The organism is Pseudomonas sp. Ost2, assembly GCF_018326065.1.
GTDB classification, from domain to species: domain Bacteria; phylum Pseudomonadota; class Gammaproteobacteria; order Pseudomonadales; family Pseudomonadaceae; genus Aquipseudomonas; species Aquipseudomonas gingeri.
Genome location: NZ_AP021904.1, coordinates 4,676,899 through 4,699,199, shown reverse-complemented (window position 1 = coordinate 4,699,199; position 22,301 = coordinate 4,676,899). Strand labels below are relative to the sequence as shown.

Annotated in this window: 17 protein-coding genes and 1 tRNA gene; 5 read left to right on the top strand and 13 right to left on the bottom strand. The window is 63.9% G+C overall.

Annotated elements, in window-relative coordinates:
• Window positions 1–21: 21 nt before the first annotated feature.
• Both pgsA and KI243_RS20470 read left to right on the top strand, forming a co-directional pair.
• On the top strand, window positions 22–591 hold the full coding sequence (pgsA, locus tag KI243_RS20475) for a CDP-diacylglycerol--glycerol-3-phosphate 3-phosphatidyltransferase (RefSeq protein ID WP_026013470.1): 570 nt from the start codon (window positions 22–24) through the stop codon (window positions 589–591).
• Between the two features lie 63 nt (window positions 592–654).
• Window positions 655–730: transfer RNA gene (locus KI243_RS20470), tRNA-Gly, on the top strand.
• 419 nt (window positions 731–1,149) lie between these two features.
• Here the strand turns inward: KI243_RS20470 and KI243_RS20465 are convergent.
• The 13 genes from KI243_RS20465 to KI243_RS20405 form a co-directional block, all read right to left on the bottom strand.
• Window positions 1,150–1,839 (bottom strand): type 1 glutamine amidotransferase domain-containing protein, encoded by a 690-nt coding sequence (locus KI243_RS20465; protein WP_017128097.1) that lies wholly within the window; start codon window positions 1,837–1,839, stop codon window positions 1,150–1,152.
• 222 nt (window positions 1,840–2,061) lie between these two features.
• Window positions 2,062–2,664, bottom strand: coding sequence for a TetR/AcrR family transcriptional regulator (locus KI243_RS20460; protein WP_017128098.1), 603 nt, complete (start codon window positions 2,662–2,664; stop codon window positions 2,062–2,064).
• 146 nt (window positions 2,665–2,810) lie between these two features.
• Window positions 2,811–3,599 carry an ABC transporter ATP-binding protein gene (locus tag KI243_RS20455; protein ID WP_017128099.1) on the bottom strand — a complete coding sequence of 263 codons (789 nt, stop codon included), beginning with the start codon at window positions 3,597–3,599 and terminating at the stop codon, window positions 2,811–2,813.
• An 11-nt stretch (window positions 3,600–3,610) separates the two neighbouring features.
• Window positions 3,611–4,372, bottom strand: coding sequence for an ABC transporter permease (locus KI243_RS20450; RefSeq protein WP_042936182.1), 762 nt, complete (start codon window positions 4,370–4,372; stop codon window positions 3,611–3,613).
• 8 nt (window positions 4,373–4,380) lie between these two features.
• The gene (locus KI243_RS20445; protein ID WP_177087594.1) at window positions 4,381–5,142 is read right to left on the bottom strand and encodes an ABC transporter permease; all 762 of its coding nucleotides are present in this window, start codon (window positions 5,140–5,142) and stop codon (window positions 4,381–4,383) included.
• Between the two features lie 205 nt (window positions 5,143–5,347).
• Window positions 5,348–7,813: a TonB-dependent receptor gene (locus KI243_RS20440; protein WP_177106285.1), complete on the bottom strand. Its 2,466-nt coding sequence runs from the start codon at window positions 7,811–7,813 to the stop codon at window positions 5,348–5,350.
• A 149-nt stretch (window positions 7,814–7,962) separates the two neighbouring features.
• Window positions 7,963–10,227 carry a TonB-dependent receptor gene (locus KI243_RS20435; RefSeq protein WP_017128103.1) on the bottom strand — a complete coding sequence of 755 codons (2,265 nt, stop codon included), beginning with the start codon at window positions 10,225–10,227 and terminating at the stop codon, window positions 7,963–7,965.
• A gap of 349 nt (window positions 10,228–10,576) precedes the next feature.
• A complete protein-coding gene (locus tag KI243_RS20430; RefSeq protein ID WP_017128104.1) occupies window positions 10,577–11,635 on the bottom strand; it encodes an ABC transporter substrate-binding protein in 1,059 nt (352 codons plus the stop codon).
• A 35-nt stretch (window positions 11,636–11,670) separates the two neighbouring features.
• A complete protein-coding gene (locus tag KI243_RS20425; RefSeq protein ID WP_017128105.1) occupies window positions 11,671–12,720 on the bottom strand; it encodes an ABC transporter substrate-binding protein in 1,050 nt (349 codons plus the stop codon).
• Window positions 12,721–12,739: 19 nt separating this feature from the next.
• Window positions 12,740–13,891 (bottom strand): LLM class flavin-dependent oxidoreductase, encoded by a 1,152-nt coding sequence (locus KI243_RS20420; RefSeq protein ID WP_017128106.1) that lies wholly within the window; start codon window positions 13,889–13,891, stop codon window positions 12,740–12,742.
• 198 nt (window positions 13,892–14,089) lie between these two features.
• On the bottom strand, window positions 14,090–15,934 hold the full coding sequence (locus tag KI243_RS20415) for an ABC transporter ATP-binding protein (RefSeq protein WP_042936185.1): 1,845 nt from the start codon (window positions 15,932–15,934) through the stop codon (window positions 14,090–14,092).
• On the bottom strand, window positions 15,927–17,693 hold the full coding sequence (locus KI243_RS20410) for an ABC transporter ATP-binding protein (RefSeq protein ID WP_212809831.1): 1,767 nt from the start codon (window positions 17,691–17,693) through the stop codon (window positions 15,927–15,929). Before KI243_RS20410 ends, KI243_RS20415 begins: the two co-directional genes overlap by 8 nt.
• 52 nt (window positions 17,694–17,745) lie before the next feature.
• Window positions 17,746–18,978 carry an acyl-CoA dehydrogenase family protein gene (locus KI243_RS20405; protein ID WP_177106282.1) on the bottom strand — a complete coding sequence of 411 codons (1,233 nt, stop codon included), beginning with the start codon at window positions 18,976–18,978 and terminating at the stop codon, window positions 17,746–17,748.
• Between the two features lie 277 nt (window positions 18,979–19,255).
• On the opposite strand from KI243_RS20405, the gene KI243_RS20400 reads away from it, so the two are divergent.
• From KI243_RS20400 to KI243_RS20390, 3 genes are all read left to right on the top strand, one after another.
• The gene (locus tag KI243_RS20400; protein ID WP_212809830.1) at window positions 19,256–20,299 is read left to right on the top strand and encodes an ABC transporter substrate-binding protein; all 1,044 of its coding nucleotides are present in this window, start codon (window positions 19,256–19,258) and stop codon (window positions 20,297–20,299) included.
• Window positions 20,300–20,314: 15 nt separating this feature from the next.
• Window positions 20,315–21,046, top strand: a complete 732-nt coding sequence (locus KI243_RS20395; RefSeq protein ID WP_017128111.1) for a class II aldolase/adducin family protein — start codon at window positions 20,315–20,317, stop codon at window positions 21,044–21,046.
• Window positions 21,047–21,112: 66 nt separating this feature from the next.
• Window positions 21,113–22,300, top strand: a complete 1,188-nt coding sequence (locus KI243_RS20390) for an LLM class flavin-dependent oxidoreductase (protein ID WP_177059952.1) — start codon at window positions 21,113–21,115, stop codon at window positions 22,298–22,300.
• Window position 22,301 lies beyond the last annotated feature (1 nt).

Genomic DNA, 22,301 nt, shown 5'->3' with positions numbered 1-22,301 from the left:
ACCTCGTAGCCAGTTGTGCCGATGAATATCCCTAATCTGATCACCGTTCTACGCGTTTTACTTATTCCGATCTTCATTTTGCTGTTCTACCTGCCGTACCAGTGGAGCTACATGGCGGCCAGTTCGGTGTTCGCCTTTGCCGCGGCGACCGATTGGCTGGACGGTTACCTGGCCCGACGCCTGGAGCAGAGCACGCCATTCGGAGCGTTCCTCGATCCGGTGGCGGACAAGCTGATGGTCGCGGTGGCGCTGGTGCTGCTGGTGCAGGAGCACGGCAACCTCTGGCTGACCCTGCCGGCGGCGGTGATCATCGGGCGGGAGATCGTGGTTTCGGCCCTGCGCGAGTGGATGGCCGAGCTGGGCGAGCGGGCGCAGGTCGCCGTGTCGAACATGGGCAAATGGAAAACCGCGGCGCAGATGCTGGCGCTGGTGATCCTGCTGGCCAACCCGTCGGACTTCAGCTTCTGGGTCCTGGTGGGCTATAGCCTGTTGATGATCGCCGCTGGCCTGACCCTGTGGTCGATGGTGCAGTACCTGCGGGCCGCCTGGCCGCATCTGAAGATCAATGCGGAAAATCCTGAAAAGAAATAAAACTATTTTGAATCAAGGGGTTGACGTGGTGCGTGGATTCTATAGAATGCGCACCACCAAGACGCGGGAATAGCTCAGTTGGTAGAGCACGACCTTGCCAAGGTCGGGGTCGCGAGTTCGAGTCTCGTTTCCCGCTCCAAATACACAAAAACGCCACTCAATCGAGTGGCGTTTTTGTTTGTGCATTTTTTATATCTGGCGTTGACGCGACGGGTTTCTCGCACGGCAGCAGCCAGTCGGTCGTGGCAGTAGAGCGGGGTATTGCCGTGGTACTGCCGGTCTACGCTGAAAACCCGTCAAGGGTGCCGTCAGGCATCCACGAACAACACCTGGCCGGTGATAAAACCCTCCACCGAGTGTTCGAAGGCCTTGCCCTCCGGATGCCGGCTGGAAGCCCGGCATCGCCGCCATAAAGGGCGGCGGGGTGCAATTCCTTCATTTCTTTCCACGGCACCGAACGGCATGCACCCAAGCCCCACGCCCATGGCGTGGTGACTGAGGATGGCAAGGGGATCAACAACGGCGGGAGAGGTTGGCTGTCTCCCGCCAAGGACCGGCTCAGGCGTTGTTCCGGTTCAGTTTGTCCACCAGGACCTTCGCGGCCTCACTGGACGACGCCGGGTTCTGGCCGGTGATCAGCAGGCCGTCGCTGACCACGTAGGACGCCCAGTCGTCGCCTTTGGAGTACAGGCCGCCGTTGGCCTTCAGTACGTCCTCGACCAGGAAGGGCACTACGTGGGTGAGGCCTACGGCTTCTTCCTCGGTATTGGTGAATCCGGTGACATTCTTGCCCGCGACCAGCGGTGTGCCGTCAGGCTTCTTCACGTGGCGCAGGACGCCGGGAGCGTGGCAGACGAGGGCTGCTGGCTTGTCAGCGGCAAGGAACGACTCGATCAATCGGATCGAGATCGGATCTTCGGCCAGATCCCAGAGCGGGCCGTGGCCGCCCGGATAGAAGACCGCGTCGAAATCCGCTGGCGAGACGCTGTCCAGGCGTACGGTGTTGGCGAGCAAGGCTGTCGCCCGGGCGTCGGCTTCGAAACGGCGGGTCAGGTCGGTCTGGAAGGACGGCTCGTTGCTCTTCGGATCCAGTGGTGGCTGGCCGCCTTTTGGCGAGGCCAGGACGATTTCGGCGTTGGCCGCGAGAAAGGTGTAGTAGGGCGCCGCCAGTTCCTCGAGCCAGAAACCGGTTTTACGGCCGGTATTGCCGAGGGTGTCGTGCGAGGTCAGGACCATGAGAACTTTCATCTTGATGATTCCTTTGCGGTGAATGTGTGGCTACGTTAATCGCTAATAGACCAGTCGTCTAGTTCTTTGCGAAATTTTTCCCCCATGGTTTTTTGCCATGGGCAGGGGGCGCATGGGAGCAATATGAGAGCTGAGACGGGGGGAAACTGAGCGACGGCGCCGGCGTCTGTATCCGGAGTCGCCAAGGCCAAGAGGCAACGCGATCGGCGTTGCCTTCGCCAGTCAGCGCAGATTGAGTATCTGGCGGGTGGTGGTCATGGCCATGTCGAAGGGCTGGGTGGTTCTGGCAATCTTCACCATGACACTGGCGCCGAGCCATAGCTGATAGAGGCTTTGTGCAACGATATCCGGCTCGGCGTTGATCCGTAGCGACCCTTCCGCGACGCCGGCCTCGATGGCTTTTCCGAGTCGACTGGTGATACCCGACGTGCCGCGCTTGAGCACGGCACGCATGGGCTCCGAAAGATCGGCGACTTCGACACCCAGCTTCACCGCCAGGCACTTGCCCTGGCAATCCAGGAAGGACTGGGTGTCCTGCCATGCACGCCAATAGTTCACCAACCGCTGTGCCATCGTCAGGCCGGGTTGGCTGAGTGTCTGGTCGAGATCGGCCAGGTAGTCGTGGAAATAGCTCTCCAGGATCGCCTCGCCAAAAGCGTCCTTGGAGCTGAAGTAATGATAGAAGGATCCTTTCGGGACTCCGGCGGTAGCCAGAATCTCGTTCAGGCCCACGGCAGAATAACCTTTGGCGGCCATGATGCGCTGGCCGACATCAAGGATTTCCTGGCGAACGCTGGAGGATTCACGGGTCTTTGAAGTGCTCATGGCCAAATGTTATCCCACTGGCAGATCGCTCTACCAGTTTTTATGGCCGGGCCGGGAGCGACCGGTGTGGGGTTTCGGTATCTGGCGTCGGGATAGAAGGAGGCGCCTCAGCCAGCCCGGATAACCCCAGAGGACCTGGCGGTTGATCAATGCCCCACCAACTCTTCCAGCAATTGCTCCTTGTACCCTTGCAGCACCGCTGATGTGCGATCCCGAGGATGCGGCAGGTCCACTTCGATCTGGTGCTTGATCCGCCCGGGATGCGCGTCCATGACGATCACGCGCTCGCCCAGGTACAGCGCTTCCTCGATGTCGTGGGTCACCATGATCACCGTGCAGCGCTGCTGTGCCCAGATGCGCTGCAACTCACGTTGCAGGTGCACGCGGGTCAGCGCATCGAGGGCGCCCAGCGGCTCGTCGAGCAACAACACCTTGGGTTTGTTGATCAGCGCCCGGGCAATGGCCGCACGTTGCGCCATGCCACCGGAAAGCTGGTGCGGGTAGGCGTTTTCAAAGCCCGAGAGGTTGACCAGGGCGATATGCTCGGCCACCTGGCGATCCTTCTCGGCCTGGGGCAGCGGGTGGTTCTTCAGGGCCAGGGCGATGTTCTGGCTGACGGTCATCCACGGAAACAGTCGATGGTCCTGAAACACGATGCCGCGCTCCAGGCTGGTGGCGGCGATGCGTTTGCCGTCCAGCAGGATATCGCCCTCGTACTCGGCTTCCAGCCCGACAATCAGCCGCAACAGGGTGGATTTACCGCAGCCGCTGGCGCCGACGATGCTGACGAACTCGCCAGGGCGCACGTCGAGGTGGATGTCCTGCAATACCGGCAGCGAGCGGCCTTCGATCCGATAGGCCTTGTTCAGGCCGCGGATCTGCAGGGCGCCTGTTTGCAGGTGGTGATGGAGGGCATGGTGGGCGATTGCATTCATGTCGGGGCCTTTCAACGGAGGTTGCGCCAGCGCAGCAGGTGGCGACTCAGAAGGGTAAACAACAGGGTCATCAGGTAGCCGAGCAAGCCGATGCACAGCACGCTGAGCACGATCACTTCCATGCGCGAGCCGGCCTCGGCGTTCATCATCAGGTTGCCCAGGCCCGCCCCTGAGGACAGGAACAGTTCACTGCCGATGGCGGTCACCCAGGCAAAGGCCAGGGCCTGCAACACCCCGGTGGCGATGCTCGGCAATGCCGCGGGCAACAGCACCCGGGTGAACTGCTGCAGCGGGGTCAACACCAGCACCTGGCCGACTTCGCGGTAGCGCCGCTCGACATGACTGAAGCCCTGGTAGGTGTTGAGCACCATCGGATAAAACGCCGCGAGGGTGACGATCAGCACTTTGGAAAACTCGCCATTGCCGAACCACATGGCAATCAGGGGAATCCAGCCGAGCATCGGTACCTGGCGAATCGAGTGGAACAGTGGCCCGATCAGGCGGTTGGCGACGGCGGAAAGCGCCATCGCCACCCCCAGCGTCACACCGAGCAGAATGCCCAGTAGCAGGCCGCTGCTGGTGCGTGCCAGGCTCGCCAGGAGGTTGACCAGCAGTTCGCCGTTACCCAGCATCTCGAGCAGCGCCGAAGCGATCGCCGAGAGCGGCACAAACGCATAGGCGCCGGCGGCGTCCTGGCGCGAGGCGTATTCCCACGCCAGGATCAGCAGCAGGGGCAGCAACCCTCCACGGGCTTTTTTCAGTAGAGGCAACATGAGGGCTCCTAGCGGGTCTGCCAGCGGAAGAGGTGCTGTTCAAGGCGGCGAAAGGCATGGTCGAGGGCAAAACCAATCACCCCGGTGACCACTACGCCCACCATCACGACATCGATGCGCAGCATCTGCCGGGCCATTTCAATCATCTGGCCCAGGCCGCTGTCGGCCGCCAGCAGCTCCGTGGCCACCAGCACCACCCAGGCACGGGTCAGGCTGATGCGAAAGCCGGTGATGATCGGCGGTGCGGCGGCGGGCAGGGCCACCAGGCGCACAAAGGTCGGCCAGCGCAGGCGGTAGACGTCGGCCACTTCGAAATAACTGCGCGGGATGCCGCGCACCCCCTCGCCGGCCGCCAGGGCCACCGGGAAAAACGCGGTCTTGGCGACGATGATGATCTTGAAGGTTTCATCGATACCGAACAGCAGTACAAACATCGGGATCAGGGCGATGCTGGGGATCTGGCGCAACGTGTGAAACAGCGGCCCGCAATACACCTCGACATTCTTCGACAAGGCCATCAGCACTCCGAAGGCCAGGCCGCATAGCGAACCGATGCCAAAACCCAGGCCGAGGCGCGACAGGCTGTTGCCCAGGTGCTCTGGCAGTTCGCCGCTGACGAGCAGTTCCCCGAAGGTCTGCAGCACCTGGGCGGGCGGTACCAGCAGGTTGCGGGGGAAGATCCCCAGGTGGGCGACCAGGGCCCAGGCAGCCAGCAGGGCCAGGGGCGAGATAAGCCAGGATAGGGCGGTCAACGATCGATGGGCGCGCATGGCAGGTCTTATTCAGCGAAGTACCCCGGGGCTATCGCAAGACATGTGCCACATGACCCCGGGACCACGCCAACCCTTGCCGGCGCCCGGCTTGCCGGCGATAAAGCAGCGGCCGCTATCACCGGCAATCCGGGGTCCCACGGGGGAATTGGTGGTCAGGTGCTGCTGGAGCAGCACCCATTCAGCAGTCGCTTCAGAAGTCGCTTCAGAAGTCGTAGCTGATGCTGGTGTAGTAGAACGCGCCCTGGGCACCTTCCGGGCTGGTGATCGAGTACTTCGGTACGCCATACAGCTGCGCGCCATCGGCCTTGTCCGGATGGGTGTCGAACAGATTGATTGCGCCCACCGAGACCTTCACGCCCTTGTGAAAGGTGTAGGACAGATCCACGTCGGTTACCCATTGCGGGCTGAAGGTCTGGTCCAGGTTGGGGTTGGTGGCGTTGAGGCTTTTCCATTCGCCGTAGCGGCGCTGGGCGATATTGACGCCCCAGTTTTCATACAGCCAGTTGGCGCTCAGGGTCAGCTTGGTGTCCGGGGTGCCGTCTTCGATCAGCCCCTGGGTGTTGCGCCCGACAATCTGCGAACCCTTGATACTTCCGACATCGCGCAAGCCGGTGATAGTGGTGTTGGTCTTGGCAAAGCCGCTGCTCAGGTTCAGGCGACCCCATTGCTGCAAGTCCCACTGGTAATTGCCGGTCAGCTCGATGCCGTCGGTGCGGGTGTCGGCGACGTTGGTGTAGAACGCCGCGCTCTGGATGTTGGCGTAGGGCGTGCCGGCGAAGATCGGCGTGACCACGCTGGCGGGCAACTGGTCGGAGAGGGTGATGCGGTTGTCGATGTTGATGCGGTAGGCGTCCACCGTCACCGAGGCATTGTCCACCGGGCGCCACACCAGGCCCAGGGAGTAGTTGGTCGACTCTTCGGGCTTGAGCGCCTTGCCGCCGAGTGCCTGGGCTTCCGGGCTGTTGGCGCGCAACGTACGCTGCTGCACCTCGACGTAGTTGCCGCTGCCTGGCGGTTGCTCCACTACCTGCACACTGAACGACGACATGCCGCTCTGTACCAGCGATGGCGCGCGATAACCGGTGCTGGCCGTGGCGCGCGCGGCGATCTGCGGGGTGAAGTCATAGCGCAGCGACAGCTTGCCGTTGGTGGTGTCGCCAAAGTCCGAATAGTGTTCGGTACGCACCGCGACGCCGGCCTGGAATTTCTCGGTGATCTGGCCTTCGACGTCGATGTAGGCGCCGAGCACCTTGCGGTCCAGCGACGCCGCATCGACCTGGGTGATACCTGAGTAGTACCCGGGAATCCGCCGCCCGGTAATCGGGTCGACGGTATTGAACAGCGGCCCGTTCTGCCAGCCGGCGGCTTCGCCCGCGCTCAGTTGGTAGTTCTCCTTGCGCCAGGCCAGGCCCGCCGACAGGGTCAGCGGCTTGAACAGCAGGTCGGTGGGGAAGTCGCGTACCCAGTCCAGGGTCAGGTTGGTCTGGTCGTTTTCGCGTTCGCCGGTATAGATCTTCGACGGGCTATCGACGCCGTAGCTGGGGTTGATCGCATTGCGGTCGGTGGATTTGAGCGTGTTGTCGCCGTGGTTCAGCGCCAGGTCGAACTTGCCCAGTCGTTCGTTCTCGAAGCGCAGGCCGCCGGTGACGGCATAGTCTTCCAGGCCGTAGCGGGTGATCGGCAGGCGGCCGTCCGGATAGCGTTGCAACGCGGTACTGCCGTAGTTGTTGCGCAAGGCCGTGGGCGGATCGAAGAAGCCCTCGGCGTCGGTGTTCTTGTGGGAGTAGGTGGCGAACCCGTAGGCGGTCAGGCCTTCGCCGACCCCGATCTCGCTGTTGGCCACGAAATTGTACTGGTCCGAGATATTGCCCGAACCCCAACGCCAGGTGCGGTAGCGGTTGTTCTGCTCGCGAGGCGTGCTGACGCTGGTATCGCCGGGGTAAAAGATCCGGTTGTCGGGGTTGGTGTCACTGGCGGGGTCCTGGCTGCCGGCGTCGAAACTCAAGGTGAGGAAACCGTCGTTGGGCAGCGTGAAACCTTTCCAGCCGCTGAGCTTGCGCTGGATGCCGTCGCCCTTGTCGTAGCCGCCGTAACGATAACCCAGGTTGCCGCCGTCATCGTTTTCCTTGAGCACGATGTTGATCACCCCGGCAATCGCATCGGAGCCGTATTGGGCGGCGGCACCATCGCGCAGGATCTCCACGCGCTGGATCGCGCTCAGCGGGATCAGGCTCAAGTCCACCGCTGCCGCGCCACGACCATTGACCAGGCTCTGGCGGGTGATGTTGGCGCTGCTGTGGCGGCGCTTGCCGTTGACCAGCACCAGCACCTGGTCCGAGGCCAGGCCGCGCAGCGATGCCCCCTGGGCGATGGAGCCGGCAAACGCACCTTGGGGCGACTGCGGGAAGTTGAACGATGGCGACAAGGCGGTCAGGGCGCCGGACAGGTCGGTGGCACCGGTCTGCTGCAACTGCTCGCCGGACAGTACATCCACCGGTGCCGCGCTTTGCAGGGCGGTCAGGTCGCTGCGCCGTGTGCCGAGCACCACCACGGTATCCAGGTGATCGTTTTTCGCGGTGGGCTGGTTGTCATCCGCGGCAAATACAGGCACGGCAAGGCTGCCCATGACCAGCGCGATGGCGCCGGCCAACGGAGTACGTCGGAACATAAAAGAGGTCCTTTCAGGAAATTACCCACCTTGTAGGAGCCCGGCTTGTGTGGGAGCGGGCTTGCCCACGAAGCTTTTAGCGGCCTCAAGGGCCCTGTCGCCGGCAAGCCGGGCTCCTGCAAGGTGAGGTGGCGTTGTTTGTGGTGGGGTCAGAAGCGGCTGGTCACGCTCAGGCCCACGGTGCGCGGGTCGCCATAGGTGATCACGTATTGGCCCAGGCCACCGTTCGGCCGGCCATGGACCTGGTAGCGGCGGTCGGTGAGGTTGTTGACGAAGCCGGTGACGCTGAGTTTTTCGTCGGCGCTGTACCAGGTCAGGCGGCTGTTGGCCAAGGTGTAATGAGGCTGACTCAGGTCCTTGTCGGCACTGCTCTGGCGGTCGGCGAGGAAGTACTCCTTGTCGCGAAAGCTCACGTCGGCCCCGGCCACCAGCTTGCCGCCGATTTCCAGCGGGATGGTGTAGTCGCCGCCGAGGGACACCACGTTGCGCGGCGAACGCACGAAGCTGTTGCCGCTGTAGTCACCGGTGACCGCACCGGTGTTGGGGTTGGTGTTCTTGAAATCGGTGTATTCGGTATCGAGGAAGGAAACCGCCGCGCGCAGGTGCAGGTAGTCGGTGGGCTGGCCTTCCAGCTCCAGTTCGGCGCCCTTGACCTTGCCCTTGGCGCCGTTGGTCAGCGCGGTGGTCAGCACGCCGTTGTTGACCGTGAGCAGGTTCACCTGAATATCCGAATAGTCGTAGTAGAAGATGTTCGCGTTGGCCGTGAGGCGACGGTTGAACCACTCGGACTTCACGCCGAACTCGTAGGCGTCGAGTTGTTCCGGGTCCACCGTGGTCAACTGCGACAGGCTGGTCGACAGCCCGGTGTTGAAGCCGCCGGAACGGAAGCCATGGGCGTAGCGCAAGAACACTCGCACATTGTCGTTGATGCGGTATTCCGGGGTCAGGTCGTAGGTCCAGGCTTCCCAGGTCTTGTCTTCCTGGCGATTGCCGTTGGTGCCGACGCCGGCCAGGGGAATCAGCGGGCCGTTGGCGGTGGCACGGGTCAGCTGGGTAAGGCTGAGGTCGATATCTTTCTTTTCCTGGGTCCAGCGCAGGCCGCCGGTGACGCTGAAATTGTCGGTGAAGTCGTAGGTCAGGTTGCCGAACAGCGCATAGCTGTCGGTCTTGTGGTCGTAGCTCAGGTCACGAAAATCGGTGGCGCCGTTGACCTGGTTGGAGCCGGTGCCGTTGGGTGTCGGCCCGGGGGCGATGAACCGTCCGGCGCTGCTGTCCAGATCCTCGTGGAAATAGTGCGCACCGGCCAGCCAGCGCAGGGTTTCCTGCTGGGGCGAGGCCAGGCGGATTTCCTGGGAGTACTGGGTGTATTTGTTGTCGGCGGTGGCGGTGCCGTTGACCTCGTATGGCGTGTAGTCGGCGTCGCTGCTGGACTGGCCGCGAATGTAGTCATAGGCGCTGATGGACGTCAGGGTGTAGTCGCCCAGGTGCCAGTTGAGGGTCAGTGAGGTGCCGTCGTGGTTGAGTTTGGAATCGTCATCGACGTTCAGGGCGATATTGCGTCCGGCCGGCCGCTGGTAACCCACGTTGTAATAGCGGCCCAGGGTCAACGCGCCGTTGGCGCCGTCGCCCTTGAACTCGCGGCTGTGGATCTTCCACAGCGCATCCAGGTCATCGTTGAGCTGGGCGAAGAATTGCAGGCGCACGGCCTTTTTGTTGACGTCGCCGTAGGTGTGATCGTCCACCAGGTTTTTCTGGAAGCCATCGCGTTCTTCGGAATACAGCGAGATCCGTGCCGCGAGTTTTTCATCCACCAGGGTGCCGCCGAGGGCACCGCTGAGTATGCGTTCGTTCTTGCTGCCAAAGCCGATGGTGCCGAAACCGTCGGTGTCGAAGGTCGGTTTCTTCGAGATGATATTCACCGCGCCTGCCGTGGTGTTCTTGCCGTACAGCGTGCCCTGCGGCCCGCGCAGGATTTCTATGCGCTCCAGGTCCCACAGCGGCCCGCCACCGGCAATCGGTGCATTCAGGTACACGTCATCGGCGTAGATACCCACCGGGTACACCGTAGCCGCGCCGGTGTCGCCGGTCCCCAGTCCGCGGATATACCAGCGCGGCCGGCCGTCGCCGTCGGGGTTCTTGGCCGATGCGTTGGGAATGAAGGTCGTGATATCGCCCATCGAGCGCACGCCGTCCTCCACGATATGGGTGCCCTGGACCGCCGATACCGCCACCGGAACCTCTTGAAGGGTTTGCTCGCGGTGCTGTGCGGTGACGGTCACGGTCTTGAGCGATGGCTCGGTTTTGCTGGTGTCGTTTTCAGCGGCGTCGGCGGCCAGCAACTGCTCGCTGGCGGCCCCCCCGGCGAGCAGTAAAGCGAGCCACAGGCCGCTGGTGATCGGATTGATTTTATGCATTGCAGTCTCCCCCGGAAAAGTGTCCTTGAAGGGGGTAGAGCAGAGATCGTGCCAAGAGAATTTCAAGACTGATACAGTGATGTAAGTGTATGAAAGTAAACAGATAAATTATTTATTTTGGGCGCGTCTCACCGAGAAATCCACGGCGCCCGCAGGCTGTGAAAATCACCTGTCGAAGATTCAGCAGAAGTTGCTTGGAGGGTGCTGCTGGAGCAGCAAGGGGAGTGTTGACCTGGCAACACTTCAGGGGCTGATATACCCGGCCCTTGCAGGAGCCCGGCTTGTCGGTGATGGCGTTCTTGAAGACGCTATCGCCGGCAAGTCGGGCTCCTGCAGGTCGTGGGCAGGGTTAAACGGCGACGCGGGAAGTGGAACCGATGACTTTTTCCAGCACACTGAAATCGATCCAGTCGCGCACGTCAAAGCGCCGGGGAATGAAGTCCCAGCGATGCAGGAAGTCGGTGAAATCCTGCAGGGCTTCAATCGAACGCGAATCGAGGGTGGTGCGCAGGCGGCGGTGCGCATCTTCGCCGTAGGCCGCCGTCACCCAGTACTCGCTGGTATTGAGTTCCTTGGCGAGAAAGCGCCGGGTCTCGTCCGGGTTGGCCCAGGCCCATTGCTCGGTGCGCAGCACGGTATCGACGATCTTCACGCTGGCGTCGAAATGTTCCCGCAGCAGGTTGATATCCACGGTGAGGGTACGCGGCGTGCCGTTGTTGGAACGGATCAGCGGGTCCGGGTGCGAGCCGGTGTCCACCACCACATGCAGGCCGAACTCGTTGGCCAGGTGGACAGCGTGCGCGCCCTTGAGAAAGATCGCGTCGATATCGCCACGCAGCAGGCCGATCAGTTCGTTGTTGCGCCGGCTGAAACGGCTGACCCCCAGGCTGACTTCGGGGCCGTAGACATAGGAGGTCTGGTTGTCGCTGTAGGTGCCACCGTAGGGGTAGTCCACCAGTTCCACATCGGCCACGTTCAAGCCTTCCAGCCTGAGCGCGTTTTCCAGGCCGCGCAGGGCCTGGGCGCGGGTGAAGTCGATCTGCACGTTGGCCCATTTCGGCAGGCCGAAGCGCCGGTTCTTCAGGTCGCGCACGCTCTTCACACCGCTTTCGGCGGTGGTCAGGATCAGTTGCACTTCATCGCTCCACGACAGCCCCAGCACGCGGGTTTCGACGCCGCTGGAATAGGCCCAGATCGCCGGGATATTGCCGCCGTGGCGCACCGAGTTCTGCAGGTGATGATCATAGTGGGCTTCGCGAACTTCCCGCTCCGTGGATTCGCGCAACGATTGGATATTGGTGCCATAGGGCAGGAAGGCTTCGGCGAGTCGCCCGGACTGCACCGCAATGCCGAGCCCGGTGGGGACCGGGCTGTGGGTGTACCAGAGAGTATCGAGTGGTTTGCTCATAAGGGTCTTCGTTCGGATCCATGAAGCCTGGCGGGTCAGCCTGCCAGCGCGGTTTTGCCGTTGAGCAGCGCGTTCAACGGTCGTGCATCAATCCATTCACGCACATCGAAGCTTTGCGGGATAAAGCGCCAGCGGTGCAGGAAATGGGTGAAATCCTGCAGGGCGGCAATCGCCTGTTCATCCAGTTCGGTACGCAGGCGCAGGTGTGCATCGTCGCCATAGGCCGCGGTTACCCAATACTCGCTGCTGTTGGTTTCCCGGGCCAGGTAGCGCCGGGTGTCTTCCGGGTGGGTGTGGGCCCACTGCTCGGCACGCAGTACCGAGTCGAGGATGCCGGTGGCCACGTCGAAATGGTTTTCCAGCAGGTTCAGGTCCACCGCGAGGGTGCGCGGAGTGCCGTTGTTGCTGCGGATCAGCGGGTCGGGATGGGAGCCGGTGTCGATCACCGTGTGCAAGCCGAAATCATGGGCGTGCTGCGCCGCGCTGGCGCCCTTGAGGAAGATCGCATCGACCTCGCCGCGCAACAGGCCGATCAGTTCCAGGTTGCGTTCACTCGTGCGTGCATTGACCGGCGTGCCGGCCACGTTGCGCACGGCGTTGTCGCTGAAGGTGCCGCCATACCGGAAGTTCCCGAGCTTCACATCGCCGACCTTCAGGCCTTCCAGCGACAGCGCGTTTTCCAGCCCGCGCAATGCCTGGGCGCGGGTGAAATCGATCTGCGCACCGGCCCAGTCCGGCAGGCCGAAGGTGCGGCCCTTGAGGTCCTTGACGGTCTTGATGCCGCTGTCCTGGCGGGTCAGGATCAGTTGCACTTCGTCCGCCCAGGACAGGCCGATCACCCGGGTTTCGCGACCCTGGGCGCGGGCCCAGATCGCCGGGATATTGCCGCCATGGCGGACCGAATTCTGCAGGGTATGATCGAAGTGCGACTCGCGCACCGCCTTGTCATTCGATTCGCGCAGCGACTGCACTTCGGTGCCCAGGGCGCCGACGGTGTCCTGCAGCCAGCCTTTCTGCACGGCGATACCCAGGCCGGTGGGCACGGGACAGCGGGTGTACCAGAGGGTGTCGAGAGGTTGTGTCATCGAGGATTCTCCCCAGCGTTCAGGCGCTGGCTTTCAACGGTTGGATGGCCGGGCGTCGGTGCACCAGCGGCAGGACTTCCTGGCCGATGCGCAGGGCTTCTTCGAGGTGCGGGTTGCCGGCGAGGATGAAGGTCGAGAAACCGGCGTCGCGGTATTCCACCAGGCGCTCGGCGATGTTTTCGTGGCTGCCCACCAGGCCGACGGTCGGGCCCGGCTTGGCCTTGGCAAAGCCGGCCCAGAGATTGGGGCCGATGATCAGGTCGTCGAAGCGGTCGACGTTCTGGTGGTAGGCGGTTTGCCGCGCGGCGCCCACCGAATCGGAGCCGCTGGTGAAACCCTTGGCGACGACGCTGGTCCGGCCTTCAAGCTTGTCGAACTGGCGGCGCAGGTCTTTCCAGGCCAGCTCCTCGGTCTCGCGGGCGAACAGGTCGACCCGCAGGCCGAACCGCACGCTGCGTCCCTGTTTGTCGGCAAGCTCGCGCACGCGATCGATATGCGGCTTGAGCTTGTCGATGGGCTCGGCCCAGTTCAGGTAGACATCGGCGTGCCTGGCGGCGACGCCCAGCGCGGCATCGGAGAACCCGGAGAAATACACCCCCGGCTTGCGCTCGTGCTGCAGGCCGGCGGGCAGGCTGCCGTTTTCCAGCTGGTAGATATCGCCGGCGTAGGAGAATTTTTCGTTCTCCCACAGGCCCTGGATGATGTCGAGGAACTCGCCGGTGCGCTTGTAGCGCAGGTCATGTTCGAGGAAGTCGCCGTTGGCGCGCTGGCTGGCGGGGTTGCCGCCGGTGATGATGTTCCACTCCAGGCGGCCACGGCTGAGATTCTGCAGGATCGCCGCCTGCTGCGCGGCGTAGGCGGGCAGGGTCCAGGTGGCCTGGAAGGCGATCAGGAACTTGATGCGCCGGGTTTCCCGGGCCAGCGCGGCGGCGGCAATCCATGGCTCGGGGCCGGTGGGCAGCAGGGCGCCTTCAAAACCGGCGAGCTCGGCGGCCTTGGCCACCTGGGCGATGTAGTCGATGTAGGTGAAGTCGTCGGGTTCGCCGTTGGGCAAGCGTCCCGGAGCGATATGACCGGGGCGGTAGTCGGGGTTGCCACGGTTGTGTTTGTCGGTGGTCAGCTGCGGGCCGTCGGTGCCCAGCGGCAGGCGCCAGAAAAATTCAGTGCTCATGGATGCTCCTGATTCAGTCGTGCAAGGTGCGTGGACCTGATGGCAGGGGTGGTTGCAACGCCCATGCCATGGGGCGGGGCCCAATGGCTACGGGGGCTTGCGCATGCGGGAAGGAGACGGGTGCTGCTGTAGCAGCACCCGCCCAGCAGTCGATGCTGAGCGTGCAGCAGGCCCTTGCAGGCGCCGGCAAGCCGGCTCCTACGGGGATAGGGCGCTCGGCTCGTGGCTGCGCGCGCTGCGCAGGTAGGTCTGGTACAGCGCGGCATACGGTCCGTCCTTGTCCATCAACTGCTGATGCGCGCCCAGTTCCACCACCTGCCCATGGCGTACCACCGCGATCCGGTCGGCATCGCGGATCGTCGCCAGCCGATGCGCGATGATGATCGCCGTACGTCCCTCGCACAGCCGGCGCAACGCCCGCTGGATGCGTCGTTCGGTATGAATGTCCACCGCCGAAGTCGCCTCGTCCAGCACCAGCACCGCCGGGTCCGCCAGGTACGCGCGCACCAGGCATACCAACTGCCGCTGGCCGTGGCTCAGATGCGCGCCCAGCGGGCCAACCTCCGTGTGGTACTGGTGAGGCAGGCGCTCCAGCACTTCATCGGCGCCCAGTTCGCGGGCGGCGGCGATCAGGGTGGCATCGTCGGCTTCGGGGGCGGCGAGGCGCAGGTTGTCGAGAATGCTGCCGCTGAACAGCACGTTGTCCTGCAACACCACGCCGACATGGCGACGCAGGGTATGTTGCGTCAGCTCGCGTACGTCGATGCCGTCGAGACGGACTGCACCGGTCTGCACTTCGTAGAAGCGCGTTAGCAATTGCACCAGGGTGCTCTTGCCATGGCCGGACGGGCCCACGATCGCCAGCACTTCACCCGCCGGGATATGCAGGTTCAGGCCGTTGATGACCGGGGCTTGCCCGTAGCTGAACAGCACCTGGTCAAAATGCACTTCGCCACGCGCCCGTTCCAGGGGCCGGGGGCCGCTGCTGTCGACGATCTGCGGCGAGGTATCGAGCAGCAGGAAAATCCGCTGTGCCGACGCCGAGCCCGTGGCGTAGCGCTCAAACAGGTCCGACAGCTCCTGCAACGGTCCCAGGAACAAAAACACATAGAACAGGCTTTCCGCGACCTGGCCGACACTGACCTCGCCCGCCGCCAGGCCATACGCGCCCACCAGCAGCAACAGCGCGATTCCCGCCGAACTGAGCAGCGCGGTAAACGGTGCGAACCACGATGAGCGCAAGCTGCCGCGAATCAGCGCCTGGTTGAAATCCTCCAGCAACTGGCGATAGCGCCGCAGGTTCGGTGCCTCGTGGGCACACTGTTGCAGCAGGCGCGCACCACTGACGCTTTCCACCAGGTGCGCGGTAAAGCGGCTGCGGTTTTCCGCGACCCTGGCCCAGTTGCGCTGGGAGATGCGCTTGAAACTCCAGGTGGCGAGCACCAGTAAAGGCACCGTGGCCGCCAGGCTGAGGAAGAACCGCGGGTCGATGCGCCACAGCATCACCGAGGCCAGGCCACAGCGCAGCAGGGCGCCCAGCAGTTCTGGCGGGCCCTGGATCACCAGCGGCTCGAGGGCGTCGACATCGCGGTCGACCCGGGAAATGATGCGCCCGGCGCGGGTCTGGTCGAAGTAACTGACGCTCAGGCCCTGGACATGGGCGAATACCTGCACCCGCAACGCGTTCAGCACACGGATCGCCGCGCCGCCGGCGACAAATTGCGAGACCCCGGCCAGCAGGAAACGCACCAGCCAGCTGGCCGCCAGGCCGAGGCCCAGCCACAGCACCAGGCGCTCGTCCAGCAGCCAGTGATCGGCCTGTTGGATCAATCCACGGTCGAGCAGTTCACGCACAAACCACGGCCGCAGAAAGACGCTGATCACCAGCAGTATCTCGATGCCGATCACCGCGCCAATCTGCCGACGGATCGGCCTGAGCAGTGGCAGCAAGCGCTTGAACATGCTGCGATCCAACGCCTTCTTCGCCAGCATTTCTTCGATTTCGATATCGCTCAAGGCTTTGCCTGGCAGCGGGTTAGCCATGATCGATCCCCAGCAGGTCGCGGTATTGCGCATGGGTTGATTGCAGGTCGGCGTGACGGCCCTGCGCGATGATCCTGCCGTCGGCCAGCATCAGCACGCGGTCGGCCAGCAGAATGGTCGAGAGCTTGCTGGAGATCACCAGCACCGTGGTGCCGCGCAGTTGCCGCAGGTTGTGCAGTACCTGGCGTTCGCTGATGGCGTCGAGGGCGCTGGTGGCGTCGTCCAGGCACAGGATGTCCGGCTTGCCCAGCAACGCGCGGGCCAGGCACAGGCGTTGGCGCTGGCCTCCGGACAAGGTCACGCCGCGATCGCCAAGGGGCGTTTCCAGGCCTTGGGGCAGGCGCTGCAGGACGTCTTCGGCGGCGGCGAGGTGCAGGGCCTCGCGCAGTTGTTCGTCGCTGGCCTCCGGGGCGGCAAGGCGCAGGTTGGCCGCCAGGCTACCGGCGAACAGGAAACTTTCCTGCGGCGCGACATGCACGCGCTGGCGCAGCGGGCCGAGTTGCAGGTCACGGATGTCCTGCCAGCCGCTGCTGTCCGAGCCGAGCAACAGGCGCCCGGCCGTTACATCGCTCAGGCGTGGCAACAGGCTGGCCAGCAAGCTCTTGCCGGTGCCGGTGGCGCCGACCAGCGCGACGATCTCTCCAGGCTGCAAGGTCAGCGAACAGTCATGCAGGATGTCGCGGCCCCCACCGGGGGCGGTGACGCTGACCTGTTCCAGCTTGAGCCCCAACGGGCTGGCGGGCAGGCTGGCGGCACCGCCGCGGATCGCCACCGGTGCATCCAGCAATTGCCAGATACGCTCGGCGCTGGCGCGGGCATCGGCGAAGGTCTGCATCACCCGGCCGATACCTTCGATACGGAATACCAGGGTGGTGGCGATCAGCAGCGAGGTCACCAGTTCGCCGATCCCGAGTTGACCGGCCGCCACCAGGTGGGCGCCGTACACCAGAATCCACACATGCCCCAGCGCCACCACCGCCTGGGGCAGTGGAATGCGCGAGCTGGAATAGGCCAGAGCCTGGCGTGCCAATGCGGCGAACACCGCGACCTGATCGGCGAAGCCCTGGATACGCCGTTGCTCCAGGCCGAACGACTTGATCACCCGCACGCCGCCAATCCCTTCGCTCAGGTCCTGGTTGACCCGGTCATAGGCGCTGCCGACCGCCCGGTCCAGGCTCACCAAGCGCCCGGTCTGGCGCACGAAGATCCACAGTCCGGTGACCGTGAGCAGCAGCGGCACCAGGCCCAGCAGCGGGTCGTACCAGCCCAGCAGGCCGACGGTGGCCAGCAGCACCAGCGGCGTTTCCACCAGCTGACGCCAGAAGGTGATCAGCGCATCGCGCACCTTGTCGGCATCGCGGGTGGTGCGAGTGATCATCTCGCCCATGCCGTGTTGCCAGTGATAACCCAGGTGCAGGCTCTGCACCTGGGACAGGATGCGTTCGCGCAGGCGCGTCAGCAGTTCCTGGCTGATCACCAGCGACAACACGCTGGCGACGTATTGCAGCAGGCCGCGGCCGAACGCCACGGCGAGCATCAGCCCGAGCCAGTACCAACCGAGGCTGGCGTCCAGGCTGCCGTCAGGATGGTGGACGACGGCGCGTCCGGCGCTGACGTCGTTCACCGCATGGCCGATCAGCCATTGTTGCCAGACCAGCCCCAGGTTGATGGCCACGTACAGCGCCGCCACCAGGGTGAATCGCCAGGGCATTTCCCTGTAGATCGCCAGGCTGCGTAGAAGGGGGTGTTGTTCGATCATGAAAAGCTCGTCAGCCATACACGGGGAATGGGCCGCGCACGGCCCGTATTGCTTATTTGCGGGTGGCACCCTGGGTTTCCCGGGCGTTGAGAATCGCGGTGTACTCGCCCGGGTCCACGCCGTTGAGGTAGTAGTTGCCCACGTGGTGCAGGCGCCAGCGGATCGGATCGTGGGTGGTATGCACCCGGGCATTGCGCCAGAAGCGATCCAGGTTCCACTTGCTCAACGATGAACTGGCCCCCAGCAGCGAGAAAATATCGCTGGAGATCTTCAGCGAGGCGCTGTCGGAATGCGCACGGGCGGTCGCCACCGAGAGGATCAACTCGTCCTGCAGTTCCTTGTTGTCGGGGTCTTGCTCATGGGCATCGAACACCCGCGCCGCGTCGCGCAACAGCGATTCGGCAGCGCGCAGGCTCACGGCGTATTCGCCGATCTGCTTGATGATGTGCGGCTCTTCATTGGCGTGGTCGACCCCGCTTTCCACCCATGGCCGCGCGTTGTGCTTGAGGTAATCCACCGCGGCCGACAACGCGCCGGCGGCGATACCGGTATCGATGGCCGCATGAAGAATCTGCGGGAAGGTCAGTCCGGTGCGTTTCATCGGGCCTTTGCGCCATGAAACGAAGTCTTCATCCAGGACGACATTGTCGAAAATCACTGTGCCGCTGACCGAGTTTTTCTGGCCGAAGGCTTCCCAGTCATCCACCAGCGTCAGGCCCGGTGTATTGCGATTGAGCAGCACGCCCGCGCCGCCGTCGTCCGAGGCGGCCGTGAGCGAGATCCATTCGGCGAGGTAGGAACCGGTGGAGTAGAACTTGCTGCCATTGAGTACCAGGGCGCCGTCTTCACGACGTTCGACGCGGGTCTTCAGCGCGAACTTGTTCTTGCCCCCGACCTCGGCCAGGGCGTTGCCGAAACGCTTGCCGGCCAGTACGTCGCTGACCAGTCGATCACGCACCGCGTCCGGATAACCGTTGAAAATCCCCCGCAGCATCACGTTATGGATCTGCAGCAACTGTCCGACGCCGCCATCGGCCTCCGAGATCAGGCGTACGGTTTCGACGATGGTCTGCACCGACGCGCCGAGCCCGCCGAAGGCCTTGGGCACACCGATGGCGGTCAGGCCGCTTTCCGATAACAGCTGAGCCTGGCGCCAGGGCAACTGGCCGTTCTGCTGGCTGTCGGCGGCGATGCTGGCGATCTCCACGGCGATTTCCCTGGCGGCCGCGATGGCCTCGGTCTCGCTCGGCAGATGGCGTACGGGCGCCTGTTCGAATGTAGTCATGGTTCAGTCCTTGGTTTGCGTAGGGCAGTGAAAAGGGCCTTGAGCAAGTTCTGCGCCAACGCCAGAACCCCCACTGCACAGGGCTCTCGGTGAGCGGGGTGCTGCTGGGGAAGCAGTGCTTGCCGGGGACTGCTGAAGGAGCAGCAGTGCTGCTGGCAGGCCAGCAGCCGTCTTCCAGGTGTTGGCTCGGAACCCTTGTAAACCGGGGCTTCTGGCGATTGGCACGGCCTCTGCAATACCCCCATGGACTGCCTTGCCCAATTCAATGGAGCTGACCATGACCCTTTCCGCTGTCCTGCCCACGCCTGAGCTTGAGCAGATCTGGTTTACCCGGTGCCCGGTGCCGACCGCCTCCGGCATCGCCTACAAACTGGGGTGGTTGACCGAGGAGTTCGCCCCCGATGGCCTGCCGGTGTCCACCCTGCAGGAGGCCCGCCAGCTGGGTCGTCATCATTACGATCACGACCTGCCGGGGCTGTTTCGCGAGGGCGGTAATGTGCCGGCCCTGGCCGCCCGCGCCGCCGGTGCGCCGAGCCGCCTGATCGGCCTGACCTGGATCGAGGAATGGCAGACCATCCTGGTCCGGCCGGACTCCGGCATCACCCGCCCCGAAGACTTGCGAGGCAAGCGCCTGGCCTTGCCGGCCTGGGGCGACAACCGTCCCGGCAGCATCGCTCGGGCCATGAGCCTGCACGGCTACAAGGGCGCGCTGAGCCTGGCCGGCCTGGGCTTTGATGATGTGGAACTGGTGGAAGTGGCGTTGCAGGACCAGGAGCTGGCGGCCGATCCGCGCCAGGGCTTGCAGCGCCTGTGGTCCGGCCTGGATTACCTGGTGCGTGGCGAGGTCGACGCGGTGTACGTCAAGGGCGCCTCGGCGGCCGACGCGGCACGGCGCCTGGGGCTGGTGGTGGGCATTGACCTGGACCTGATCGCCGAGCCGCGCTACCGCATCAACAACGGCACGCCGCGGCCGATCACCGTCCACCAGAGCCTGCTGGATAACCACTTCGACCTGGTGGTGCGCTTTCTCGCGCAGACCCTCAACGCCGCCGACTGGGCGGCGAACAATCGCGACGGCCTGAACGCGATTCTCGAAGAAGAAACCCGTGCCGGCAGTGCCGGCGTGGCCGAGGCCTATCGCGGCGATTTCCACACCACCCTGGCGCCGGACCTGTCGGCCCAGCGCCTGGACTTTCTCGGTGTGCAGAAGGATTTCCTCTACCTGCACGGCTTCCTGGAACGTGATTTTACCATCGCCGACTGGGTCGACCCGCGTCCCCTGCAAGCTGCCCATGAACTGCTGGCCAAGCGCCGCGCCTGAACCTGGAGAACCCCCATGACTGCCATTGTCCACGCCCAACCGATCAGCCAAGAACTGCAGGCCTTTGTCGACAAGGTGCTGCTGGAAGCTGAAGAGGCCTTCACCGTATTCCGCGAAACCAACACCATCACCGCCAATGGCACCGTCGGCTTTATCGAGCGGGTGCCGGGTCAGGAACTACTGGTATCGGTCAACTACGGCGGCCCGTGGAATTACCGCAAGCCGCTGCAAGCCACCGTCACCGACTTTGCCGGCAATGTCATTCTCGGCAAGGGCAAGGGCGGCCTGGGACGCTACACCAAGCTGTTCCAGCAGCACGCGGATGTGACCACCGTGTCCCACGTGCATTCGCCATACCTTGGCGCCTGGGCCCAGACCCACCGCACCTTGCCGTTCCACTACGTACCGGTGCAACGCTACCAGCTGGCCCGGGAACTGCCGGTGTACATCGACCGCCGCCAGCAGGAGGTGGATTTCATCCTCGACAAGATCGCCGAAAACCCCTTCAACCTGGCGATCCTCGAAGCCAACGGCGGCTCCACCGTGTGGGGCAAGCAAGGGCTGCGGGCCACCGCGGAATTCATCCTGTTGCTGGAGGAGGGCGCACAGCTGCAATTGCTCGCGGATGCCCTCGGTGGTTCCCGCCCTTATGGTCCGGGCGTGTTGACCCAGCAGTGGAAAATGAGCGGCCTGTTCGAGCAAGCCACGGAGTTGGGCCTGGTGCCGGCTATCGACCGCCGCAACTAATTCCGCCTGCGGGGGCCGGTCAACCGGCTCCCACGGGGGTATCGCCTTACTTCAAGGACGTTTCTCATGGCTGTGAAAATTCTCTGGTACCTCACTACGCCCGACGGCCCCTATCCATGGGAACCGGAAGGACGCTGGAAAACCGATTTCCAGCATCTCAAGCAGCTTGCCGTCGCCAGCGATCGCCTGGGTTACTACGGTTCGCTGCTCGGCTCCAGCCCCAATGAAAGCCTGGCGGTGGCGGCTTCGCTGATCGACGCGACCCAGCGCCTGCGCTTTCTCGTGGCCCAGCACCCGGGCGAGCTGTCGCCGGCGGTCCTGGCCAAATGGGCACTGACCTTTGATCAGTTCTCCAACGGTCGCCTGCTGTTCAATGTGGTCAACGGCAACGATGCCGGCCTGGCGACGCTGGGCGTGCACTATCCCCATGACGAGCGTTATGCGTTCAGCCTGGAATACTGGCGGGCGTTCCAGGGGTTCTATGCCGGCGACACCCGCGGTTATGACGGCCAGTACGTCAAGCTCGCGCCACGTGCGCCGGGCGCGGCCGGCCATCCCCTGGGAGGGTGGCATCCGCCTTGCCAGAAACCCGGCATCCCACTGTGGGGCGCCGGTACGTCGGGGCCGGGCGTGGAGCATTCGGTGCAATTGCTCGACGTGTACCTGAGTTTCGCCAATACGCCACCGAAGCTGGGGGACAAGTTCCGCAAGGTCGCCGCCGAAGCGGCGAAGATCGGTCGTGAACTGACCTTCGGCACCCGCCTGCAAATCATCGTGCGCGAGACCGAGGAAGAGGCCTGGGCCCACGCCGAAAAACTGCTGCAACGCACTTCGCTGCAAACCGCGCGCAATGCCATCGAGCGCCAGTTGCCACCCGGCGTGAGCTTCGACGACTTCCACAGCGACGACCCGCAGACCCAGCGCAACGTCGAGACCATCCGCGCCGGGCGCCTGCCGACCGCGCGTGAGCTGGAGATCTACCCCAACGTCTGGCTCGGCCCCAGCCTGTTCGGTTTCAACATCCTCGGCCCCGCCGCCGGCACCTACCTGGTGGGCAGCGCCGAACAGGTCGCCGAACGCATTCGCGAGTACGAGGCCCAGGGTACCTCGGCCTTTATCCTGTCCGGTTTCCCGCTGATCGATGAAGCCCACCGCGTGGCCGATCTGTTGTTCCCGTTGCTGGAGCTGGACCATGGCTTCGATGTGCCGCGCCTGGGCGTGACGCAGAAGACCACGCAGCGCGAAGAGGCATGAA

What these genes read in the sequence shown, in the direction of transcription:
- KI243_RS20425 (WP_017128105.1), bottom strand. Translation starts at nt 12,720, where the DNA reads ATGACACAACCTCTCGACACCCTCTGGTACACCCGCTGTCCCGTGCCC.
- KI243_RS20410 (WP_212809831.1), bottom strand. Translation starts at nt 17,693, where the DNA reads ATGATCGAACAACACCCCCTTCTACGCAGCCTGGCGATCTACAGGGAA.
- pgsA (WP_026013470.1), top strand. Translation starts at nt 22, where the DNA reads ATGAATATCCCTAATCTGATCACCGTTCTACGCGTTTTACTTATTCCG.
- KI243_RS20405 (WP_177106282.1), bottom strand. Translation starts at nt 18,978, where the DNA reads ATGACTACATTCGAACAGGCGCCCGTACGCCATCTGCCGAGCGAGACC.
- KI243_RS20400 (WP_212809830.1), top strand. Translation starts at nt 19,256, where the DNA reads ATGACCCTTTCCGCTGTCCTGCCCACGCCTGAGCTTGAGCAGATCTGG.
- KI243_RS20445 (WP_177087594.1), bottom strand. Translation starts at nt 5,142, where the DNA reads ATGCGCGCCCATCGATCGTTGACCGCCCTATCCTGGCTTATCTCGCCC.
- KI243_RS20435 (WP_017128103.1), bottom strand. Translation starts at nt 10,227, where the DNA reads ATGCATAAAATCAATCCGATCACCAGCGGCCTGTGGCTCGCTTTACTG.
- KI243_RS20415 (WP_042936185.1), bottom strand. Translation starts at nt 15,934, where the DNA reads ATGGCTAACCCGCTGCCAGGCAAAGCCTTGAGCGATATCGAAATCGAA.
- KI243_RS20450 (WP_042936182.1), bottom strand. Translation starts at nt 4,372, where the DNA reads ATGTTGCCTCTACTGAAAAAAGCCCGTGGAGGGTTGCTGCCCCTGCTG.
- KI243_RS20460 (WP_017128098.1), bottom strand. Translation starts at nt 2,664, where the DNA reads ATGAGCACTTCAAAGACCCGTGAATCCTCCAGCGTTCGCCAGGAAATC.
- KI243_RS20455 (WP_017128099.1), bottom strand. Translation starts at nt 3,599, where the DNA reads ATGAATGCAATCGCCCACCATGCCCTCCATCACCACCTGCAAACAGGC.
- KI243_RS20430 (WP_017128104.1), bottom strand. Translation starts at nt 11,635, where the DNA reads ATGAGCAAACCACTCGATACTCTCTGGTACACCCACAGCCCGGTCCCC.
- KI243_RS20395 (WP_017128111.1), top strand. Translation starts at nt 20,315, where the DNA reads ATGACTGCCATTGTCCACGCCCAACCGATCAGCCAAGAACTGCAGGCC.
- KI243_RS20390 (WP_177059952.1), top strand. Translation starts at nt 21,113, where the DNA reads ATGGCTGTGAAAATTCTCTGGTACCTCACTACGCCCGACGGCCCCTAT.
- KI243_RS20420 (WP_017128106.1), bottom strand. Translation starts at nt 13,891, where the DNA reads ATGAGCACTGAATTTTTCTGGCGCCTGCCGCTGGGCACCGACGGCCCG.
- KI243_RS20440 (WP_177106285.1), bottom strand. Translation starts at nt 7,813, where the DNA reads ATGTTCCGACGTACTCCGTTGGCCGGCGCCATCGCGCTGGTCATGGGC.
- KI243_RS20465 (WP_017128097.1), bottom strand. Translation starts at nt 1,839, where the DNA reads ATGAAAGTTCTCATGGTCCTGACCTCGCACGACACCCTCGGCAATACC.